General features: G+C 66.7%; 17 protein-coding genes. 6 read left to right on the top strand and 11 right to left on the bottom strand.

What is annotated here, in order from left to right; genetic code table 11:
• Positions 1-51: 51 nt before the first annotated feature.
• The 3 genes from ABRP28_RS10945 to ABRP28_RS10935 form a co-directional block, all read right to left on the bottom strand.
• Positions 52-570: a hypothetical protein gene (locus tag ABRP28_RS10945; RefSeq protein ID WP_350002745.1), complete on the bottom strand. Its 519-nt coding sequence runs from the start codon at positions 568-570 to the stop codon at positions 52-54.
• Between the two features lie 61 nt (positions 571-631).
• Positions 632-2,815, bottom strand: a complete 2,184-nt coding sequence (locus ABRP28_RS10940; protein ID WP_350002744.1) for a copper-translocating P-type ATPase — start codon at positions 2,813-2,815, stop codon at positions 632-634.
• Positions 2,816-2,869: 54 nt separating this feature from the next.
• A complete protein-coding gene (locus ABRP28_RS10935) occupies positions 2,870-3,205 on the bottom strand; it encodes a cation transporter (protein WP_350002742.1) in 336 nt (111 codons plus the stop codon).
• A 290-nt stretch (positions 3,206-3,495) separates the two neighbouring features.
• On the opposite strand from ABRP28_RS10935, the gene ABRP28_RS10930 reads away from it, so the two are divergent.
• Positions 3,496-4,167, top strand: coding sequence for a PAS and ANTAR domain-containing protein (locus ABRP28_RS10930; protein ID WP_350002740.1), 672 nt, complete (start codon positions 3,496-3,498; stop codon positions 4,165-4,167).
• A 6-nt stretch (positions 4,168-4,173) separates the two neighbouring features.
• Here ABRP28_RS10930 and ABRP28_RS10925 read toward each other — a convergent pair whose 3' ends face one another.
• The 3 genes from ABRP28_RS10925 to ABRP28_RS10915 form a co-directional block, all read right to left on the bottom strand.
• Complete coding sequence (locus tag ABRP28_RS10925; RefSeq protein WP_350002738.1) at positions 4,174-4,842, bottom strand: hypothetical protein; 669 nt, start codon at positions 4,840-4,842, stop codon at positions 4,174-4,176.
• A 101-nt stretch (positions 4,843-4,943) separates the two neighbouring features.
• Positions 4,944-5,627: a class F sortase gene (locus ABRP28_RS10920; protein ID WP_350003050.1), complete on the bottom strand. Its 684-nt coding sequence runs from the start codon at positions 5,625-5,627 to the stop codon at positions 4,944-4,946.
• 33 nt (positions 5,628-5,660) lie between these two features.
• Positions 5,661-6,437 carry a hypothetical protein gene (locus ABRP28_RS10915; protein WP_350002736.1) on the bottom strand — a complete coding sequence of 259 codons (777 nt, stop codon included), beginning with the start codon at positions 6,435-6,437 and terminating at the stop codon, positions 5,661-5,663.
• A 233-nt stretch (positions 6,438-6,670) separates the two neighbouring features.
• Here ABRP28_RS10915 and nhaA point away from each other — a divergent pair, with 233 nt between their 5' ends.
• The gene (gene nhaA / locus ABRP28_RS10910; protein WP_350002734.1) at positions 6,671-8,023 is read left to right on the top strand and encodes a Na+/H+ antiporter NhaA; all 1,353 of its coding nucleotides are present in this window, start codon (positions 6,671-6,673) and stop codon (positions 8,021-8,023) included.
• A gap of 123 nt (positions 8,024-8,146) precedes the next feature.
• On the opposite strand, the gene ABRP28_RS10905 is transcribed toward nhaA, so the two are convergent.
• Both ABRP28_RS10905 and ABRP28_RS10900 read right to left on the bottom strand, forming a co-directional pair.
• On the bottom strand, positions 8,147-8,410 hold the full coding sequence (locus ABRP28_RS10905; protein WP_350002732.1) for a hypothetical protein: 264 nt from the start codon (positions 8,408-8,410) through the stop codon (positions 8,147-8,149).
• Between the two features lie 167 nt (positions 8,411-8,577).
• Positions 8,578-8,802 (bottom strand): hypothetical protein, encoded by a 225-nt coding sequence (locus ABRP28_RS10900; protein WP_350002730.1) that lies wholly within the window; start codon positions 8,800-8,802, stop codon positions 8,578-8,580.
• A 231-nt stretch (positions 8,803-9,033) separates the two neighbouring features.
• On the opposite strand from ABRP28_RS10900, the gene ABRP28_RS10895 reads away from it, so the two are divergent.
• From ABRP28_RS10895 to ABRP28_RS10885, 3 genes are all read left to right on the top strand, one after another.
• Entirely contained in the window at positions 9,034-9,567 is a 534-nt protein-coding gene (locus tag ABRP28_RS10895) for a DUF2243 domain-containing protein (RefSeq protein ID WP_350002728.1), read from the top strand.
• Between the two features lie 232 nt (positions 9,568-9,799).
• Positions 9,800-10,201 carry a hypothetical protein gene (locus ABRP28_RS10890; protein ID WP_350002727.1) on the top strand — a complete coding sequence of 134 codons (402 nt, stop codon included), beginning with the start codon at positions 9,800-9,802 and terminating at the stop codon, positions 10,199-10,201.
• Between the two features lie 110 nt (positions 10,202-10,311).
• Positions 10,312-10,536 (top strand): ANTAR domain-containing protein, encoded by a 225-nt coding sequence (locus ABRP28_RS10885; protein ID WP_350002726.1) that lies wholly within the window; start codon positions 10,312-10,314, stop codon positions 10,534-10,536.
• Here the strand turns inward: ABRP28_RS10885 and ABRP28_RS10880 are convergent.
• From ABRP28_RS10880 to ABRP28_RS10870, 3 genes are read right to left on the bottom strand one after another with little or no spacing between them, the layout of a single operon-like run.
• Positions 10,524-10,952, bottom strand: a complete 429-nt coding sequence (locus ABRP28_RS10880; protein ID WP_350002725.1) for a hypothetical protein — start codon at positions 10,950-10,952, stop codon at positions 10,524-10,526. The two genes, ABRP28_RS10885 and ABRP28_RS10880, sit on opposite strands and share 13 nt — an antisense overlap.
• A gap of 16 nt (positions 10,953-10,968) precedes the next feature.
• The gene (locus ABRP28_RS10875; protein WP_350002724.1) at positions 10,969-11,709 is read right to left on the bottom strand and encodes a GAF and ANTAR domain-containing protein; all 741 of its coding nucleotides are present in this window, start codon (positions 11,707-11,709) and stop codon (positions 10,969-10,971) included.
• A gap of 52 nt (positions 11,710-11,761) precedes the next feature.
• Positions 11,762-12,019 (bottom strand): hypothetical protein, encoded by a 258-nt coding sequence (locus ABRP28_RS10870; protein ID WP_350002723.1) that lies wholly within the window; start codon positions 12,017-12,019, stop codon positions 11,762-11,764.
• Positions 12,020-12,262: 243 nt separating this feature from the next.
• On the opposite strand from ABRP28_RS10870, the gene ABRP28_RS10865 reads away from it, so the two are divergent.
• Complete coding sequence (locus ABRP28_RS10865) at positions 12,263-12,622, top strand: hypothetical protein (protein WP_350002722.1); 360 nt, start codon at positions 12,263-12,265, stop codon at positions 12,620-12,622.
• Positions 12,623-12,808: the final 186 nt, after the last annotated feature.

Genomic DNA, 12,808 nt, shown 5'->3' with positions numbered 1-12,808 from the left:
TAGGTGAACTGGACGTCTGGAGGCGTGGGTGGCCACGCCTCCGCAGTCTCTTTACGTTCGGCTGATGGACAATTCGCAGGGCGTTGGGCTTGGCGGAATGAAGGAGTAGCGGTTGGCCCCTAGGGTGCCGGCCGCCGGCGCCAGGAGTGCGGTCTGGCCGGCCGGGGGCGGGACGGCCGCCAGCGATCCGGCCTTTGCCAGCGGGGTGCAGGACGCGCCGGCTTCCCGCGCATCCGGGCAGCCCGCGCTGCAGGATGCGGAGGTGGTGAAGGATGCGCCCGCACCAGCTGCGTCTGCCGCGCTGGCTGGGTGGCCAGTTGCAGAATGTCCGACGGCGGCGTGCCCGGCCGTGTGCCCCACGGCCGCGTGTTCCTCCGCGGTATGGGCAACGGGAGCGTGCCCGACGGCGGGGTCCCCGGCCGTGAGGGTGACATCCGTGGGGGCTGCGTGGGACGAATGGTCCGCGGTCATGACGTGCATGCCGAAGATTCCGGCCACGATGGCCATCACCGCAGCCAGCAGCCCCGCGCGGAGGAGCGCTGCCGACAGGACGCTGGCGCGTGCGGTCATGCTGGTTCCTCCTTCTCGGGGCTGGACTGGACTGCTGCAGGGCAGGCGGTGCCCAGTTCTTTCAACGTACCTCCGACGGGTTGAGTTTCACCCGCCGCAGCAGCTGGGCATTCAAGGCCACCACAATAGTGGATGCGGACATCAGGACGGCTCCGGCTGCCGGCGAGAGCACCACCCCGGCGAACGCCAGGACACCCGCGGCCAGCGGCACGGACAGGACGTTGTAGCCCGTGGCCCACACCAGGTTCTGCCACATCTTGCGGTAGCTGGCGCGGGACAGATCCACCATGGACAGCACGGCACGCGGATCATTTCCGGCCAGCACCACCCCGGCGGACTCCATGGCCACATCCGTGCCGGCGCCGATCGCGATGCCCACCTCGGCACGTGCCAGCGCCGGGGAGTCGTTGACGCCGTCGCCCACCATGGCCACCTTCAGCCCGCGGGCCTGCAGTTCGGCAACCTTCTTGTCCTTGTCCGCCGGCAGGACTTCGGCGAACACCTCGTCGATATTCAGGTCCTCGGCCACGGCTTGGGCCACCTGCCGGGCGTCGCCGGTGATCATGCCCACCTTAACGCCGCGGTTCTGCAGCGCCGCCACGGCCTGGCGCGACTCTGCACGCACCGCGTCCTCCAGGCTGACGGCGCCCAGTACGCGGCCGTCGCCGTCAATCACATGCAGCACGGCCGCGCCGCGGTCCATCCAGGCCCGGGTGGACTGTGCCAGTGCGGAAGGTTCGACGGCGTCCAGCTCGCGCAGGAGCGCGGGCCCGCCCACGTGCACGGTGCGTCCGTCCACGCTGGCTTTGACGCCGCGTCCGGTGAGGGAGGTGGACCCGCTGGCGACCGGAAGGGTGAGGTTGCGTTCCCGGGCCGCGCGGACGATCGCCTTTGCCACGGGATGCTCGCTGTCCGCCTCGACGGCGGCGGCCAGGGCCAGCAGCTCATCGGGGTCCACTCCTTCGGCGGCCGCCACGTCCTTGAGCTGCGGTGCGCCCGTGGTGAGCGTGCCGGTCTTGTCGAAGAGGACAACGTCGATGGTGCGCATCCGCTCCAGCGCCATCCGGTTCTTGATCAGGACCCCGGCGCGCGCTGCCTGCTCGGTGGAAATAGCGATCACCAGCGGGATGGCCAGGCCCAGGGCGTGCGGGCAGGCGATGACCAGGACGGTGACGGTGCGGGTGACGGCTTCCGGGATGCTGCCCAGCAGGGTCCAGGCAATGAACGTCAGGACACCTGCGCCGGCGGCAAAGTAAAACAGGAAGGCTGCGGCACGGTCGGCCAAGGCCTGGGCGCGCGAGGACGACGACTGTGCCTCGGCCACCAGCCGCTGGATGCCTGCCAGGGCGGTGTCGTCGCCCACGGCCGTGACGCGGACGCGGACGCTGGTGTCAGTGGCCACGGTTCCGGCCACCACGGCGTCTCCGGGGCCGCGGGGAACGGTCTTGGATTCGCCGGTGATCATGGATTCGTCGACCTCGGCCTGCCCTTCCACCACTGTTCCGTCGGCGGGCATCCGGGCGCCCGAGCGGACCAGGACCAGGTCCTCAGGCTGGAGTTCGGACACGGGAACGGTTTCCGTGCCGGTGTCCGTAATGCGCTCGGCTTCGTCAGGCAACAGCGCGGCAAGGGCATCCAGGGCCCCTTGGGCAGATCCCAGGGCGCGCATCTCGATCCAGTGGCCCAGCAGCATGATGGCCACCAGCAGGGCGAGTTCCCACCAGAAGTCCAGGTCGAAGCCGCCCAGCCCTAGGCTGGTGACCCAGGAGGCGGCGAATGCCACGGTGATGGCCATGGCGATCAGCAGCATCATGCCCGGCCGGCGGTCCTTGAGCTCCTGCAGGCCGCCCTTGAGGAAGGGCTGGCCGCCGTAGAGGAAGATCACCGTGCCCAAAACGGGCGGGATCCAGGTTGAGCCGGGGAACATGGGGGCCATGTAGCCCAGGAGGTGCCCCACCATGGGGCTGAAATAGACCACGGGGATGGAGAGGGCCAGCGTCAGCCAGAACCTGTTCTTGAACATGGCCGTGCTGTGTCCGGCATGCTGCCCGTGGGTGTGGACAGTGTGGTCGTCGTCGTGGCGGGCGGTGGATTCGTCACCGTGGTGCCCCGGACCGTGGTGCCCGGGATGCTGGTGCCCGCCGTGGCCCGCGTGCCCGGCGCCGGCTGAGGCAGTTTCCGCTGCGGTGACTGTTCCGCCTGAGGGGCGGTCGTCGTCGTGATGGTGGTGCTGGTGGTCCTGCATCTGTTCCTCCTTGGAGGACGTCGCACCCGGGGCAGCAGCCCCGGTGCGGAAAAATCAGTTGGAAGCCAGGGAATACCCGGCTGCGGTGACGGCCTGGCGGACCGCCGCGTCTGTGGTGGAGCCGGCAACGGTAAGGCCGGAACGGCCGCCTGCCACCAGGTCAACGGACGCCGAGTCGACCCCGTCAAGGGCGGAGACGGCCTTCTCCACCGTCTGCACGCAGTGCCCGCAGGTGAGGCCCTCAACGGCGAACGTCCGCGGGGAGGGGGCATCGGCGTCGGAAATTACGACGGCGGCCGGCGCCTCCTGCGCGTGGCCGGCGGGGGAGCAGCAGCTGCAGCCGGCGCTGGAGGCCAGGGGGAGCTCGGTGCGGTTCTCAATGTCGAACATGTCAGTTCCATTCCTTGGTGAAGGGCTATTCCTTGCGGGGCAGGTGCTGGGGTTGAACGGCTGTGATGGCGGTGCGGGGCACCGGCCGGGACATACCACTTCACTGACAACACCTTGAATATACCCCTAGGGGGTATACGCGTCAACCCTTTCTCCCGTCATGCAACACCCCACAAGGGGGAAGGGGCCATTAGGCCTTACCAGCAGGGGCCATACCCGGCCATAATGGGAAATAGTGCGGACTGTGCCAACGGCCGGGGACGTGTTGGACGCTACATGGAGGTGGCCTTGTGTCAGAGCTGACCGGCCCTTATAGCTACTCGAGCGCGCTGGGGGACAACCAGTGCCTTGCGGGGACGTTCCTTGCCGATCTTGAAACCGGGAAGATCAGTTGGTCTGACGACATGTTCCAACTGCACGGATACCGCCGGGGCGAGGTGGTGCCCACCCTGGAGCTGCTCTACTCCCACAAGCATCCGGAGGACAGGCCCCGGTGCGAGGAAATTGTTGCCCAGGTTGTCCGGACCGGCGGCTATTTCTGTATGTACCACCGCATCATCGACGCCCAGGGGCGCACCCGCCGGGTCCTGACCTCCGGTGACGCCATTACCAAGGACGGTAAGGTCACCGCCCTCGAAGGTGTGATGGTGGACCTCACCACCACGCTCCAGCGCGAAACCGAGCAGACGGCCCGGGAAGCGGTCATTGGAGCCACGTCAACGCGGACTGTCATAGACCAGGCCCGGGGCATCCTCATGGGCCAGCTGGGTATGGGCTCCGAGGACGCTTTCCAGATGCTGGTGAGCACCAGCAGCCACCGGAACGTGAAGCTGGTGGTGGTGGCAGCGGAGCTGGTGCAACTGGCCAACGTGGCAGAGTCGCGCCAGTACCTGGACGCTGCCGTCAAGGCCATCCAGATGGATGGCCGGGGGGCTGCCGCGACGCGGAAGCGGGCTGTCTAGGGCCGGTTAGTGGTGCTCCACCCAGCACGCCAGGATGGTGGTGGACAACTGGTAGGCCAGGGCATTGCGGCTGATGCCGTCCGGTCCCATGGCCTCCGGCAAGTCCGAGGCGTCCACGTGCAGGATGAAGTTGTCCTTCTGGAACACTGCCGATCCGTCCGCGGTTTCGTAGGCCGGAAAGCCGAGGTTGGCGAGCCCTTCGATGGGCGCCGCGTCCACCGCCAGCGCCTGCATGGCGTCAAAGTAGGTCAGCGCGGCGGCCTTGTCCGGCGCCTCCCTGACGGAAATGTCCAAGGCACCCTCATTCAGGTGGTACGTGCACGTGAAGGTGCTGTCCGCCCAGCTGTCCACGGTGTGCGGATCCTGCCCAAGGTCCAGGATCTCGGTGAGCCTGTCCATTGGCTGTTCACCGCACACCATCTTGGCGGCTTCACTGGGTCCGCTGGCAGTAGTGCGCGGGGAGGGGGAGCCCCCGCCGTGGTGCCCCGCGTGGCCGCCCTGCGTTGAGGGGGACGCGGCTGACGGGGATTCGGCTTCCGGTACTCCGTCCGCAGGAGAGGAAATGTCCGACGACGGCGCTGGAACCGCTCCCACGGACCCGGCCGCAGCAGCGCAGCCGGAGAGCAGCAGGGCTGAGATAGCAAACGAAGCAAGCAGCGGGGTGCGGTGGGTCATGACTCGTCCGTCCTGGCCGCACCCCTGTACGGGTTCGCGGCCGTTTCTTCGGTTCCTGAGGGATTGGGCAGTGGCGGGGAAGGGCTTTGGCGGGTAACAGTTCAGGCTTTGAGCTTGGCGTAGATGACGTAGTTGTCGTCGAAGAGCCCCGTGGCGGGGTCGTAGCCGTCGCAGGTGATCAGCCGGAGTTCGGACCCTGCAGTGTTTCCGTAGACCTCAAGCGTGGGGAAATCGTTTTTGCTGTAGAGGGCTCCGCGGTCAACGGTGAACACAGCGGTGCTGCCGTCGGTTCGCGAGACGTTGATCTCGGTTCCAGGGGTGAGCTTGCGGAGGTCCGCGAACACTCCACGGCCGCTGGGGGAGTTGACGTGGCCCAGCATGACGGACGGTCCACGTTCGCCGGGGGTGGGGGAACCGTTGTACCAGCTGGCCGGAGCGCCGCTGCCGGAGTCCTGCGGTACCTCAAGTGAGCCGTTCTCCCGCAGGCCCAGCTTGAGCAGATCGGTCCGCACACCGATGGCGGGGATTTCAAGGACCACCGGCTCTGACCGGGACAGGACTGGCGGTTCTGCGGCTGCAGGCGCTGGAGTGGACGGGGCTGGTGCCGGCACCGCCGGGCCGGCCGCAGGCGGGGCAGGGGCCGTGGAAGGCGCACCGGAAGCGGAAGGTGCGGCACCGGCGTCGGACGGCCCGGCACCTGAGGTGCCGCAGCCGGTAAGGGCCAGAATGAGCAGAAGCCCGGCCGCCGTGGTGGCCCGAAGGCCCCCGCGGCGGCCGGATTTCATGAGTGTCACAGTATTGGTCCAGTCAGCCCGGGCTTAGGCTTCGGATCCGGCGCTGCGGCGGCGGACAACGTAGGCGCCGCCGGCAAGGGCAACCAGGGCCAGGCCGCCACCGAGGGCCAGGGCGCCGGTGTCAGTGCCGGTTTCCTGGGCGATGCCGGTGTCAGCGCCGCCCGCGGGCATCTTCATCTGTCCGGCGGTCAGGGTTCCGCAGAGGGCGGGGGAGGTGGCCGCCAGCGGAAGCTCGGGAACAAGGTCGCTCTTGGCTGCCTGGCCTGCTGCGCTCAGGGTTGCCAGGTCGAGGCCGTGGACCACAACCACGGCGGTTCCTGCTTCCAGGGCGGCCTTGGTTTCGGCGTTCACTTCAAAGGTGCGGTCCACGGTGTAGCTTGCACCCTGGCCGGCCACCTTGAGGTCAAGGCCGGCGGCGGGGCTGGTGTCACCGCTGGTGGACAGGGTGGTGACAATGCCGCCGTAGCGCGGTGCGCCTTCGGTGGTGGAGACAACCTGGTCGCCGTCCTTGTCCGCGGACGGTGCCGGGCACACGCCCTGGGCGCCGCCATGGATGTGCTGGACGTGGGGGTAGGGGGCGGCCATGAAGGTTGCGGCCAGGCCGGAGACCTTGAGGACGGCGTGCGCCTGGTTTCCCGTGACATCAACGGTGATGGTGCCGGAGGCCGAGCTGCCGTTGATCTGGCCCAGGGTGGACTGGTAGTGGTCGGCGCCGTCGTGGGCCATGGCGGGGGCGCCTGAAAGCGCAAGGGCGCCCAAAGCCAGGGTAGGTACGGCAAGGAAGCGAAGTGTCTTGTTCATCGGAAAGCAGTCTCCTCATACACGTGACGTTCGTCCCAGATGAGGGACAGGAGTACTTCGGAGCCACTGCTGTTACGGATGGGAAATAAGTGAAATGAACCACAGCGGCCGCTGCCGTGGGGTACGCAAAACCCGGCGGGGGCAAGGGCAACGCACCCCTGTAGGATGGAACGAAGGTGCGCCGGGAAGTCTGGTCGGCATAGTCTTGTAGACCCCAAATGCCAGGAGACTCCATGAACCAGCCCACGCCCACTACACCCCCGTCCAGGCCGGGCAAATCCGCAGTCCTTTCCCGTGGCAGTTACGCCGAGGCACTCCGGATCGGGGAGATTCTCCGCAAGGAAACCGTTGGCGGCGCCCTGCTGGTTGCCGCTGCGGTCATCGCCCTCATCTGGGCCAACTCGCCGGCGTCGGACAGCTACTTTGCCCTCAGGGATCTGAAGGTTGGCTACGAGCCCTGGCACCTTGAACTCAGCCTTGGGGCCTGGGCGGCGGACGGACTGCTGGCCATCTTCTTCTTCCTGGTTGGCCTGGAGCTCAAACGCGAGTTCGTGGCGGGGGACCTCCGCCAGATCAGCAAGTCGATCGTCCCCGTTGCCGCGGCCGCGGGCGGCGTGGTGGTTCCGGCGCTGATCTACGTTGCCATCAACCTCACCAGCCCCGAAACCCTGCGCGGATGGGCCATCCCCACGGCCACGGACATCGCGTTCGCGGTGGCGGTCCTGGCCATCATCGGGTCCCACCTGCCCAGCGCCCTGCGCATCTTCCTGCTGACGCTCGCTGTGGTGGACGACCTCATTGCGATCACCATCATCGCGTTCTTCTACACCAGCGACCTAGACGTCACGCCGCTGCTCCTGGCCCTCATTCCGCTGGCGCTCTACGCCTTCCTGGCGCACAAATACCGCCACTTCTTCGGCATGAAGGCCTCCGCTGCCTGGTTCATCCTGCTGCCGCTTGGCATGGTCACCTGGGCCCTTGTCCACGCGTCCGGCATCCACGCCACGGTGGCCGGCGTGCTGCTGGGCTTTGCCGTCCCCGTCTTCCGCTCCCAGGCTTCCGGCGGTCCGGATGCAGGGCCCGGCCTGGCGGAAATCTTCGAACACCGCTTCCGGCCCATCTCGGCGGGCGTGGCCGTTCCCATCTTCGCGTTCTTCTCCGCCGGCGTTGCGGTTGGAGGCTGGGAGGGGCTCGGTTCAGCCCTTGCGGATCCGGTGGCGCTGGGCATCATCGTGGGCCTGGTGGTGGGCAAGCCCATCGGCATCCTGGGCGTCACTTGGCTCCTGACCAAGGCCACCCGGGCGGAGCTGGACAAGTCCTTCAAGTGGATCGATATTTTCGGCGTGGCACTCCTGGCCGGGATCGGATTCACCGTGTCCCTGCTGGTGGCCGAGCTCAGCTTCGGCCAGGGCAGCCTGCACGACGACCACGCCAAGGTGGGCATCCTGGCCGCATCCGTCCTGGCGGCGCTGCTGGCCACTGCCGTGCTGAAGACCAGGAACCGGCAGTACCGGGAAGCCGAGGCGCTGGAGAAGGTGGACGCGGACCAGGACGGCATCCCGGACGTGTACCAGGAACGGAACTGACGGCGCACTCACCTAACAGCAACGCGGGGTCGTTCCGCGCCTTCCCGAAACCTCGGGAGGGTGCGGAACGACCCCGCGTTTTGGCGTAGCAGTGGGCGGTGCAGCCCGGACCGGCGAGGGCGCCTAGCGGCGCACCGACCTCCGGCGGCCCACGATGGCCTCGGCTGTTCCCACCAACAGCACCGCGGCGATGACGGCCACGATAAAGCCCAGGAAGTTCAGCTCGAAGATGTCGCCGGTGCCCAGTAGCGAAGCGATCACTCCGCCGATGACCGAGCCGGCCAGGCCGAGCAGGAGAGTGGCCAGCAGGCCCAGGTTCTGCTTGCCCGGCTTGATGAGGCGGGCTAATGCGCCAATGATCAGGCCGGCAACGATGAATCCAATCACGGTGTGCTCCTTAGTGGTGGTGGCGGGCGGATTGCGCCCGTACTGCCGCAGCGGTGCCGCAATGGGTTCATTCTATGCACGGCCGGCGCGCGCGCCTGAACGCTGGACGGCCTGAACGCTCTGAACGCTGGGAGCCCGGCAGGCCGCCGTCGTACGCCTGCTTTTCCTTAGGCCGGGGCGAGCGGCGTGGCCTGCTCCCCAACGTGCCGGATCTCCAGCGCCTCCGGGTCCAGCAGCTTCCGCGTGCCAGTCCTCGCGTCCAGGATCCAGAACAGTTCAAGGGCAGGCACCACGTCCATCACCCGTCCCCGGTGGAAAAGTTTGCCGTTGTGCCATGCCTCGATCTGGTCGCCGATCCGAAGCTGGCCGGTGAGCACTCCCTGTGCCTCCATGATGCGCCTCCTGCTGTTGTGTCCCCGTAAGAGACAGCATGCCGTGGCCAGGTTGCTGAATTGTTTCAATGTGGTGTTTTTTCTGTGACCAAGTGAATCGCAGGCTTCTGCCTCACGCGGACGGGGCAAGGGTTCCGCCGGAAGGAATCTTTGGTGAGTTTAGTGGTTACCGCGCACGACGGCGGGTAGGGACTTAAGCGATAGCCGAACGGCACAGAAGGAGGAACAGGCGTGACACGGGAAATCCCAAGTACGCCGGCCGGGGCAGCCCGCCGGTCGCTGTCACCGGCTGCCGCGCCCGCGTTTTTGTTCGGTATGGGCATGGGCGGTTTTGTTGACGGCATTGTGCTGCACCAGCTTCTGCAGTGGCACCACATGCTCAGCCACACCGCCGGCGGGAACACCAAAACGCTGGCAGGGCTGGAGCTGAACACCTTGGCTGACGGCCTCTTCCATGGCGCCATGTGGGTGCTGGTGGCAGCCGCCGCCGTCCTGGCCGTCCGCGCCCGAAGGCTGGGGCGCCTCTCGGCGAGCTGGCGGTTCCACACCGGCCTTGTCCTGGCCGGCTGGGGGGTGTTCAACATCGTGGAGGGCCTCATCAACCACCAGTTGCTGCAGATCCACCACGTCCGGGACGATCTGGGCGGACCGCTGGCCTGGGACCTTGGCTTCCTGGGGCTCAGCGTGGTCCTGGTGGCGGCCGGCTGGCTTTTGTACCGGGGTAGTCCAGGGTCTGGAAAAAGCACGGGTCCTGCCGCAGGATAGTAAGCACGCTGATTGAATTCGGCAGTCGCAACAGATCAGTTCCCAATGGCTTTGGGGGGACGGGTAACGTGTCCATACCCCTCCCGGATCAAGGCTGGCCACGCGGTGGGAGGGCAGTTTCGGCAGCATTTTCCGGTAGTACGCTGGAAGAGCCGCAGGAGTCTGCTGTGGTGCAGGTTAGCGTTTTCGGCGCCGGGCGGCAGGCGCAGGGCTACGAGGAGGAGGCCACGCCATGGCTCACGAAACAATCAGGCAACCCCTTGCCGTACCGCTGGATGATCTTGTCCTCAGCAGTTCCCACGTGGAGGAATTCCTTCATAATCTGGCCGTTGCGGCGGCCGCGGACCTTTCCTCACCCGGCCAGGACATCTCGTGTTCAGTGACCGTGCTGCGGCGGAAGAAGCCGACCACGGTGGCCAGCAGCGATGACAGGGCCCGGAGCCTGGACGAGGTGCAGTACGCCTTTGATGAAGGACCCTGCCTGTCGGCCATCCGGGAGGGCGGCACAATGCATGTTCCGGACGTGCGCAGTGAACACCGCTGGCCGCATTACATTGCCGCCGTGCACGAGTCGCCGCTCGAGTCCGTCCTGGCGGTTTCCATGCTGGAGGGGGCGAGGCGAGGGCGGCACTGAACCTGTACTCCACCCGGAAACACGCCTTTTCCGGGGAAGCGATCAGCGCTGCGGAGAAATTTGCCCGGGATGCCAGCACCTCCTTGGGGCTGGCGCTGCGCATCGCCCAGTTGACTGATTCCCGGGATGACCTCATAGCGGCCATGTCGTCCCGGACCGTTATCGACCTTGCAGCGGGTGTGATCATGGGACAGAACCGCTGCAGCCAGGACGCTGCAATGTCCGTGCTCAAGAGGGCATCGAGCAGCCGGAACATCAAGCTGCGTGAAGTGGCGGCCAGCGTGGTTGCCTCTGTTACCGACGATCCGTCCGTAATCACGCACTATGACGCCTGAGCGTTTCCACCAGGCCTAGGGGGCCCGGGGCAGCCAGCAGGGGTGTCAGGCCGTACCGTCCGGGCTGGAAAAGCCCCTCCCCGTATGGTTCCCTGGAATCCAGCCACGGGAGCCGTGCAGCCCTGGGCAGTGTCCTGCCCTCCGGCTTCAGCGCTGAAACTGTCGAGCTCGTCCGCGTAGGGCGCGCGGAGCTGCGGCTTTTCGTCAATGAGTTCGTTGGCCGCCATGGCCAGCAGGTCGCGCTGTGCCACGGGCAGGGAGATGAGGCCCTGGGCGTAGGCCTGCACCTCATACTCGCCTGCCGAGCCGCTCATGCTGAAATACCGCAGCCAGAGTTCCCCCACGCTGATGCCGGCCGCGCGGAGGGCATCGTTAAGCTTCCCGCGCTGCTCCGGTTCGTGAGGATCGAATCCCATTGTCCTTACTTCCCCCTCATCGCCCCTCGGGCGGCGGCACCTTACCGATCAGCTGCTCGCTCATCGAGATAAGGGGTACGCCGGCAACCCGGGCATTTTGAATGAGCTGCTGCATCGCCCTGTCCTGGCTGATGCCCTGGCGTTCCATCAGAATTCCGCAGGCACGGTTCACGGCATCCCGTCCAGCCAGTGCAGCCTTGAGGCTTTCACTCATCTGCAACGGCGTTTCCGTACCCTGGATGTGTGCCAGCAAAGTGGCTGCCGCCCCTGCGAACAGGGACAGGATGCGGCCGGTCGCGTCGTCGTACTGCCCTGGCAGGGCCGAATAGATCTTCAACGCGCCGATGGTTTCCTTTCCGTGGAGCAGCGGCGCGCTGATGACCGAGCGGACGGGGAGCTCCGCGACTTCGGATCTCCACGCCGGCCATCGCCCGTCTGTACTGACGTCGTCCACTATCACCACCTGTTCGGTGGCCCAGGCTGTCAGGCAGGGACCCTCCCCGAGCCGGTACTGGGCGTTATCGGCCTGCTGCACCAACGCATCGGTGAAGCCGCTGCTGGTCCTTCTGCCTCCCGCATCCATGAGGGAAACCCCGGTTCCCGAAGCTCCTGGAATGGACTCCTTGATGGCCTGGGCCAGGAGGTGGACCGCGCGGTCCACTTTTTCCTCCGTCAGGAGGATCCCACGGATGCGGGCCACCGCCAGCGTCAGATCATCCAGCGGAAGCCTGCTGGCGCCGCCTGCTGAGTAGTTCACGGCGCAGTGCTGACTGGCGGTCCGGCGCCACACCCGCCCGGCTGGCGGGACATCATGCCACGGCCGGGTAGCTGCGGAGGATGTAGTCAGCCGCGGCAGGACCCGTCATGTGCAGTCGGATATCGTGCAGGTCCACTCCGCAGCGCTGCATCCCTGCGCGGAAAGCCTGGTCCGGTTTGGGCTGGAGTCCGTGAAGCTCTGCCCAGCTGACGTAGAGGCCGTAAAGGCAGTCGGGCCCAAGGGTCGAATCGGTGGATGGATCAAGAACAGTTGCTTCGTCGAGGAACTGCTGAAAGTGCGAGGTTGCCAAGGTTTAGGCCCGTTCCGCTTCTGCATCCTTTGCCGCCGTTTTACTACAGCGGCTGCTCCGCCGGCTGTGCAGAGGGGCCGGGGAGGGGACGGGGCATGACCCCCGTCACACTTCCGAATGTACCCGGGCTGTGGCCGGAAGTACAGGGCAGCCGGATCTTGTACTGCGGCTGGCATCACCGTACCGTAAAACAAGTAAGGGTACTTACTAAGCCTGTGATCTACGGTAAGGAGTTCAACCACCATGAACGAAATGCCCCAGAGCGCCGACGTTCCGCAGCACGGAGATCTTCCGCTGCCGGACTACGACCACCTGCCGGCGGGAACTCTGCCCTCGCGGATCTCCGGCCTGGCAGAAGGGGACGTGGCACGGCTGGTTGGGTATGAGAAAGCGCACGGGAACCGGCTTCCCATCCTGCAGATCCTCGAGAAGAGACTCCAGGACCTGCAGGCCGGCGCCGTTCCCAGCGGACCGCTCAATCCGGGCACACCGGAGGTCAACACCGGCCAGCCTCTGACGCAGCAGCCGGCAAGCACTGCAGGGCCGCCGGTTAACCCGCCGTCCCAGGGCGTTCCCACGAACCCCGCGCAGCCGCGCCGGTAAGGCCGCGGTGCGGACATGGACGGGCCGGGGACGCACGCAGCCGCTGGTGCAGCGGATGGCGACGGCGTGGCGCCATTTCCCGGAGCAACTATTGGGGGCGCCCCCGGCCACACCCTGACCCCGGACGTGGCAAAGGCGCAACGGGCAAAGACGCACCGGGCAGAGACGCAACGGGCAGAGGACGAC

The organism is Pseudarthrobacter sp. WHRI 8279, from assembly GCF_040224115.2.
Taxonomy (GTDB): Bacteria; Actinomycetota; Actinomycetes; order Actinomycetales; family Micrococcaceae; genus Arthrobacter.
The sequence above is the reverse complement of the archived record's forward strand: the minus strand, read 5'-3'. Positions and strand labels throughout refer to the sequence as shown.

Bases quoted from the DNA above. Each gene is read 5' to 3' on its own strand.
- ABRP28_RS10945 (WP_350002745.1), bottom strand. From the start codon at position 570: ATGACCGCACGCGCCAGCGTCCTGTCGGCAGCGCTCCTCCGCGCGGGG.
- ABRP28_RS10940 (WP_350002744.1), bottom strand. From the start codon at position 2,815: ATGCAGGACCACCAGCACCACCATCACGACGACGACCGCCCCTCAGGC.
- ABRP28_RS10935 (WP_350002742.1), bottom strand. From the start codon at position 3,205: ATGTTCGACATTGAGAACCGCACCGAGCTCCCCCTGGCCTCCAGCGCC.
- ABRP28_RS10925 (WP_350002738.1), bottom strand. From the start codon at position 4,842: ATGACCCACCGCACCCCGCTGCTTGCTTCGTTTGCTATCTCAGCCCTG.
- ABRP28_RS10920 (WP_350003050.1), bottom strand. From the start codon at position 5,627: ATGAAATCCGGCCGCCGCGGGGGCCTTCGGGCCACCACGGCGGCCGGG.
- ABRP28_RS10915 (WP_350002736.1), bottom strand. From the start codon at position 6,437: ATGAACAAGACACTTCGCTTCCTTGCCGTACCTACCCTGGCTTTGGGC.
- nhaA (WP_350002734.1), top strand. From the start codon at position 6,671: ATGAACCAGCCCACGCCCACTACACCCCCGTCCAGGCCGGGCAAATCC.
- ABRP28_RS10900 (WP_350002730.1), bottom strand. From the start codon at position 8,802: ATGGAGGCACAGGGAGTGCTCACCGGCCAGCTTCGGATCGGCGACCAG.
- ABRP28_RS10890 (WP_350002727.1), top strand. From the start codon at position 9,800: ATGGCTCACGAAACAATCAGGCAACCCCTTGCCGTACCGCTGGATGAT.
- ABRP28_RS10880 (WP_350002725.1), bottom strand. From the start codon at position 10,952: ATGGGATTCGATCCTCACGAACCGGAGCAGCGCGGGAAGCTTAACGAT.
- ABRP28_RS10865 (WP_350002722.1), top strand. From the start codon at position 12,263: ATGAACGAAATGCCCCAGAGCGCCGACGTTCCGCAGCACGGAGATCTT.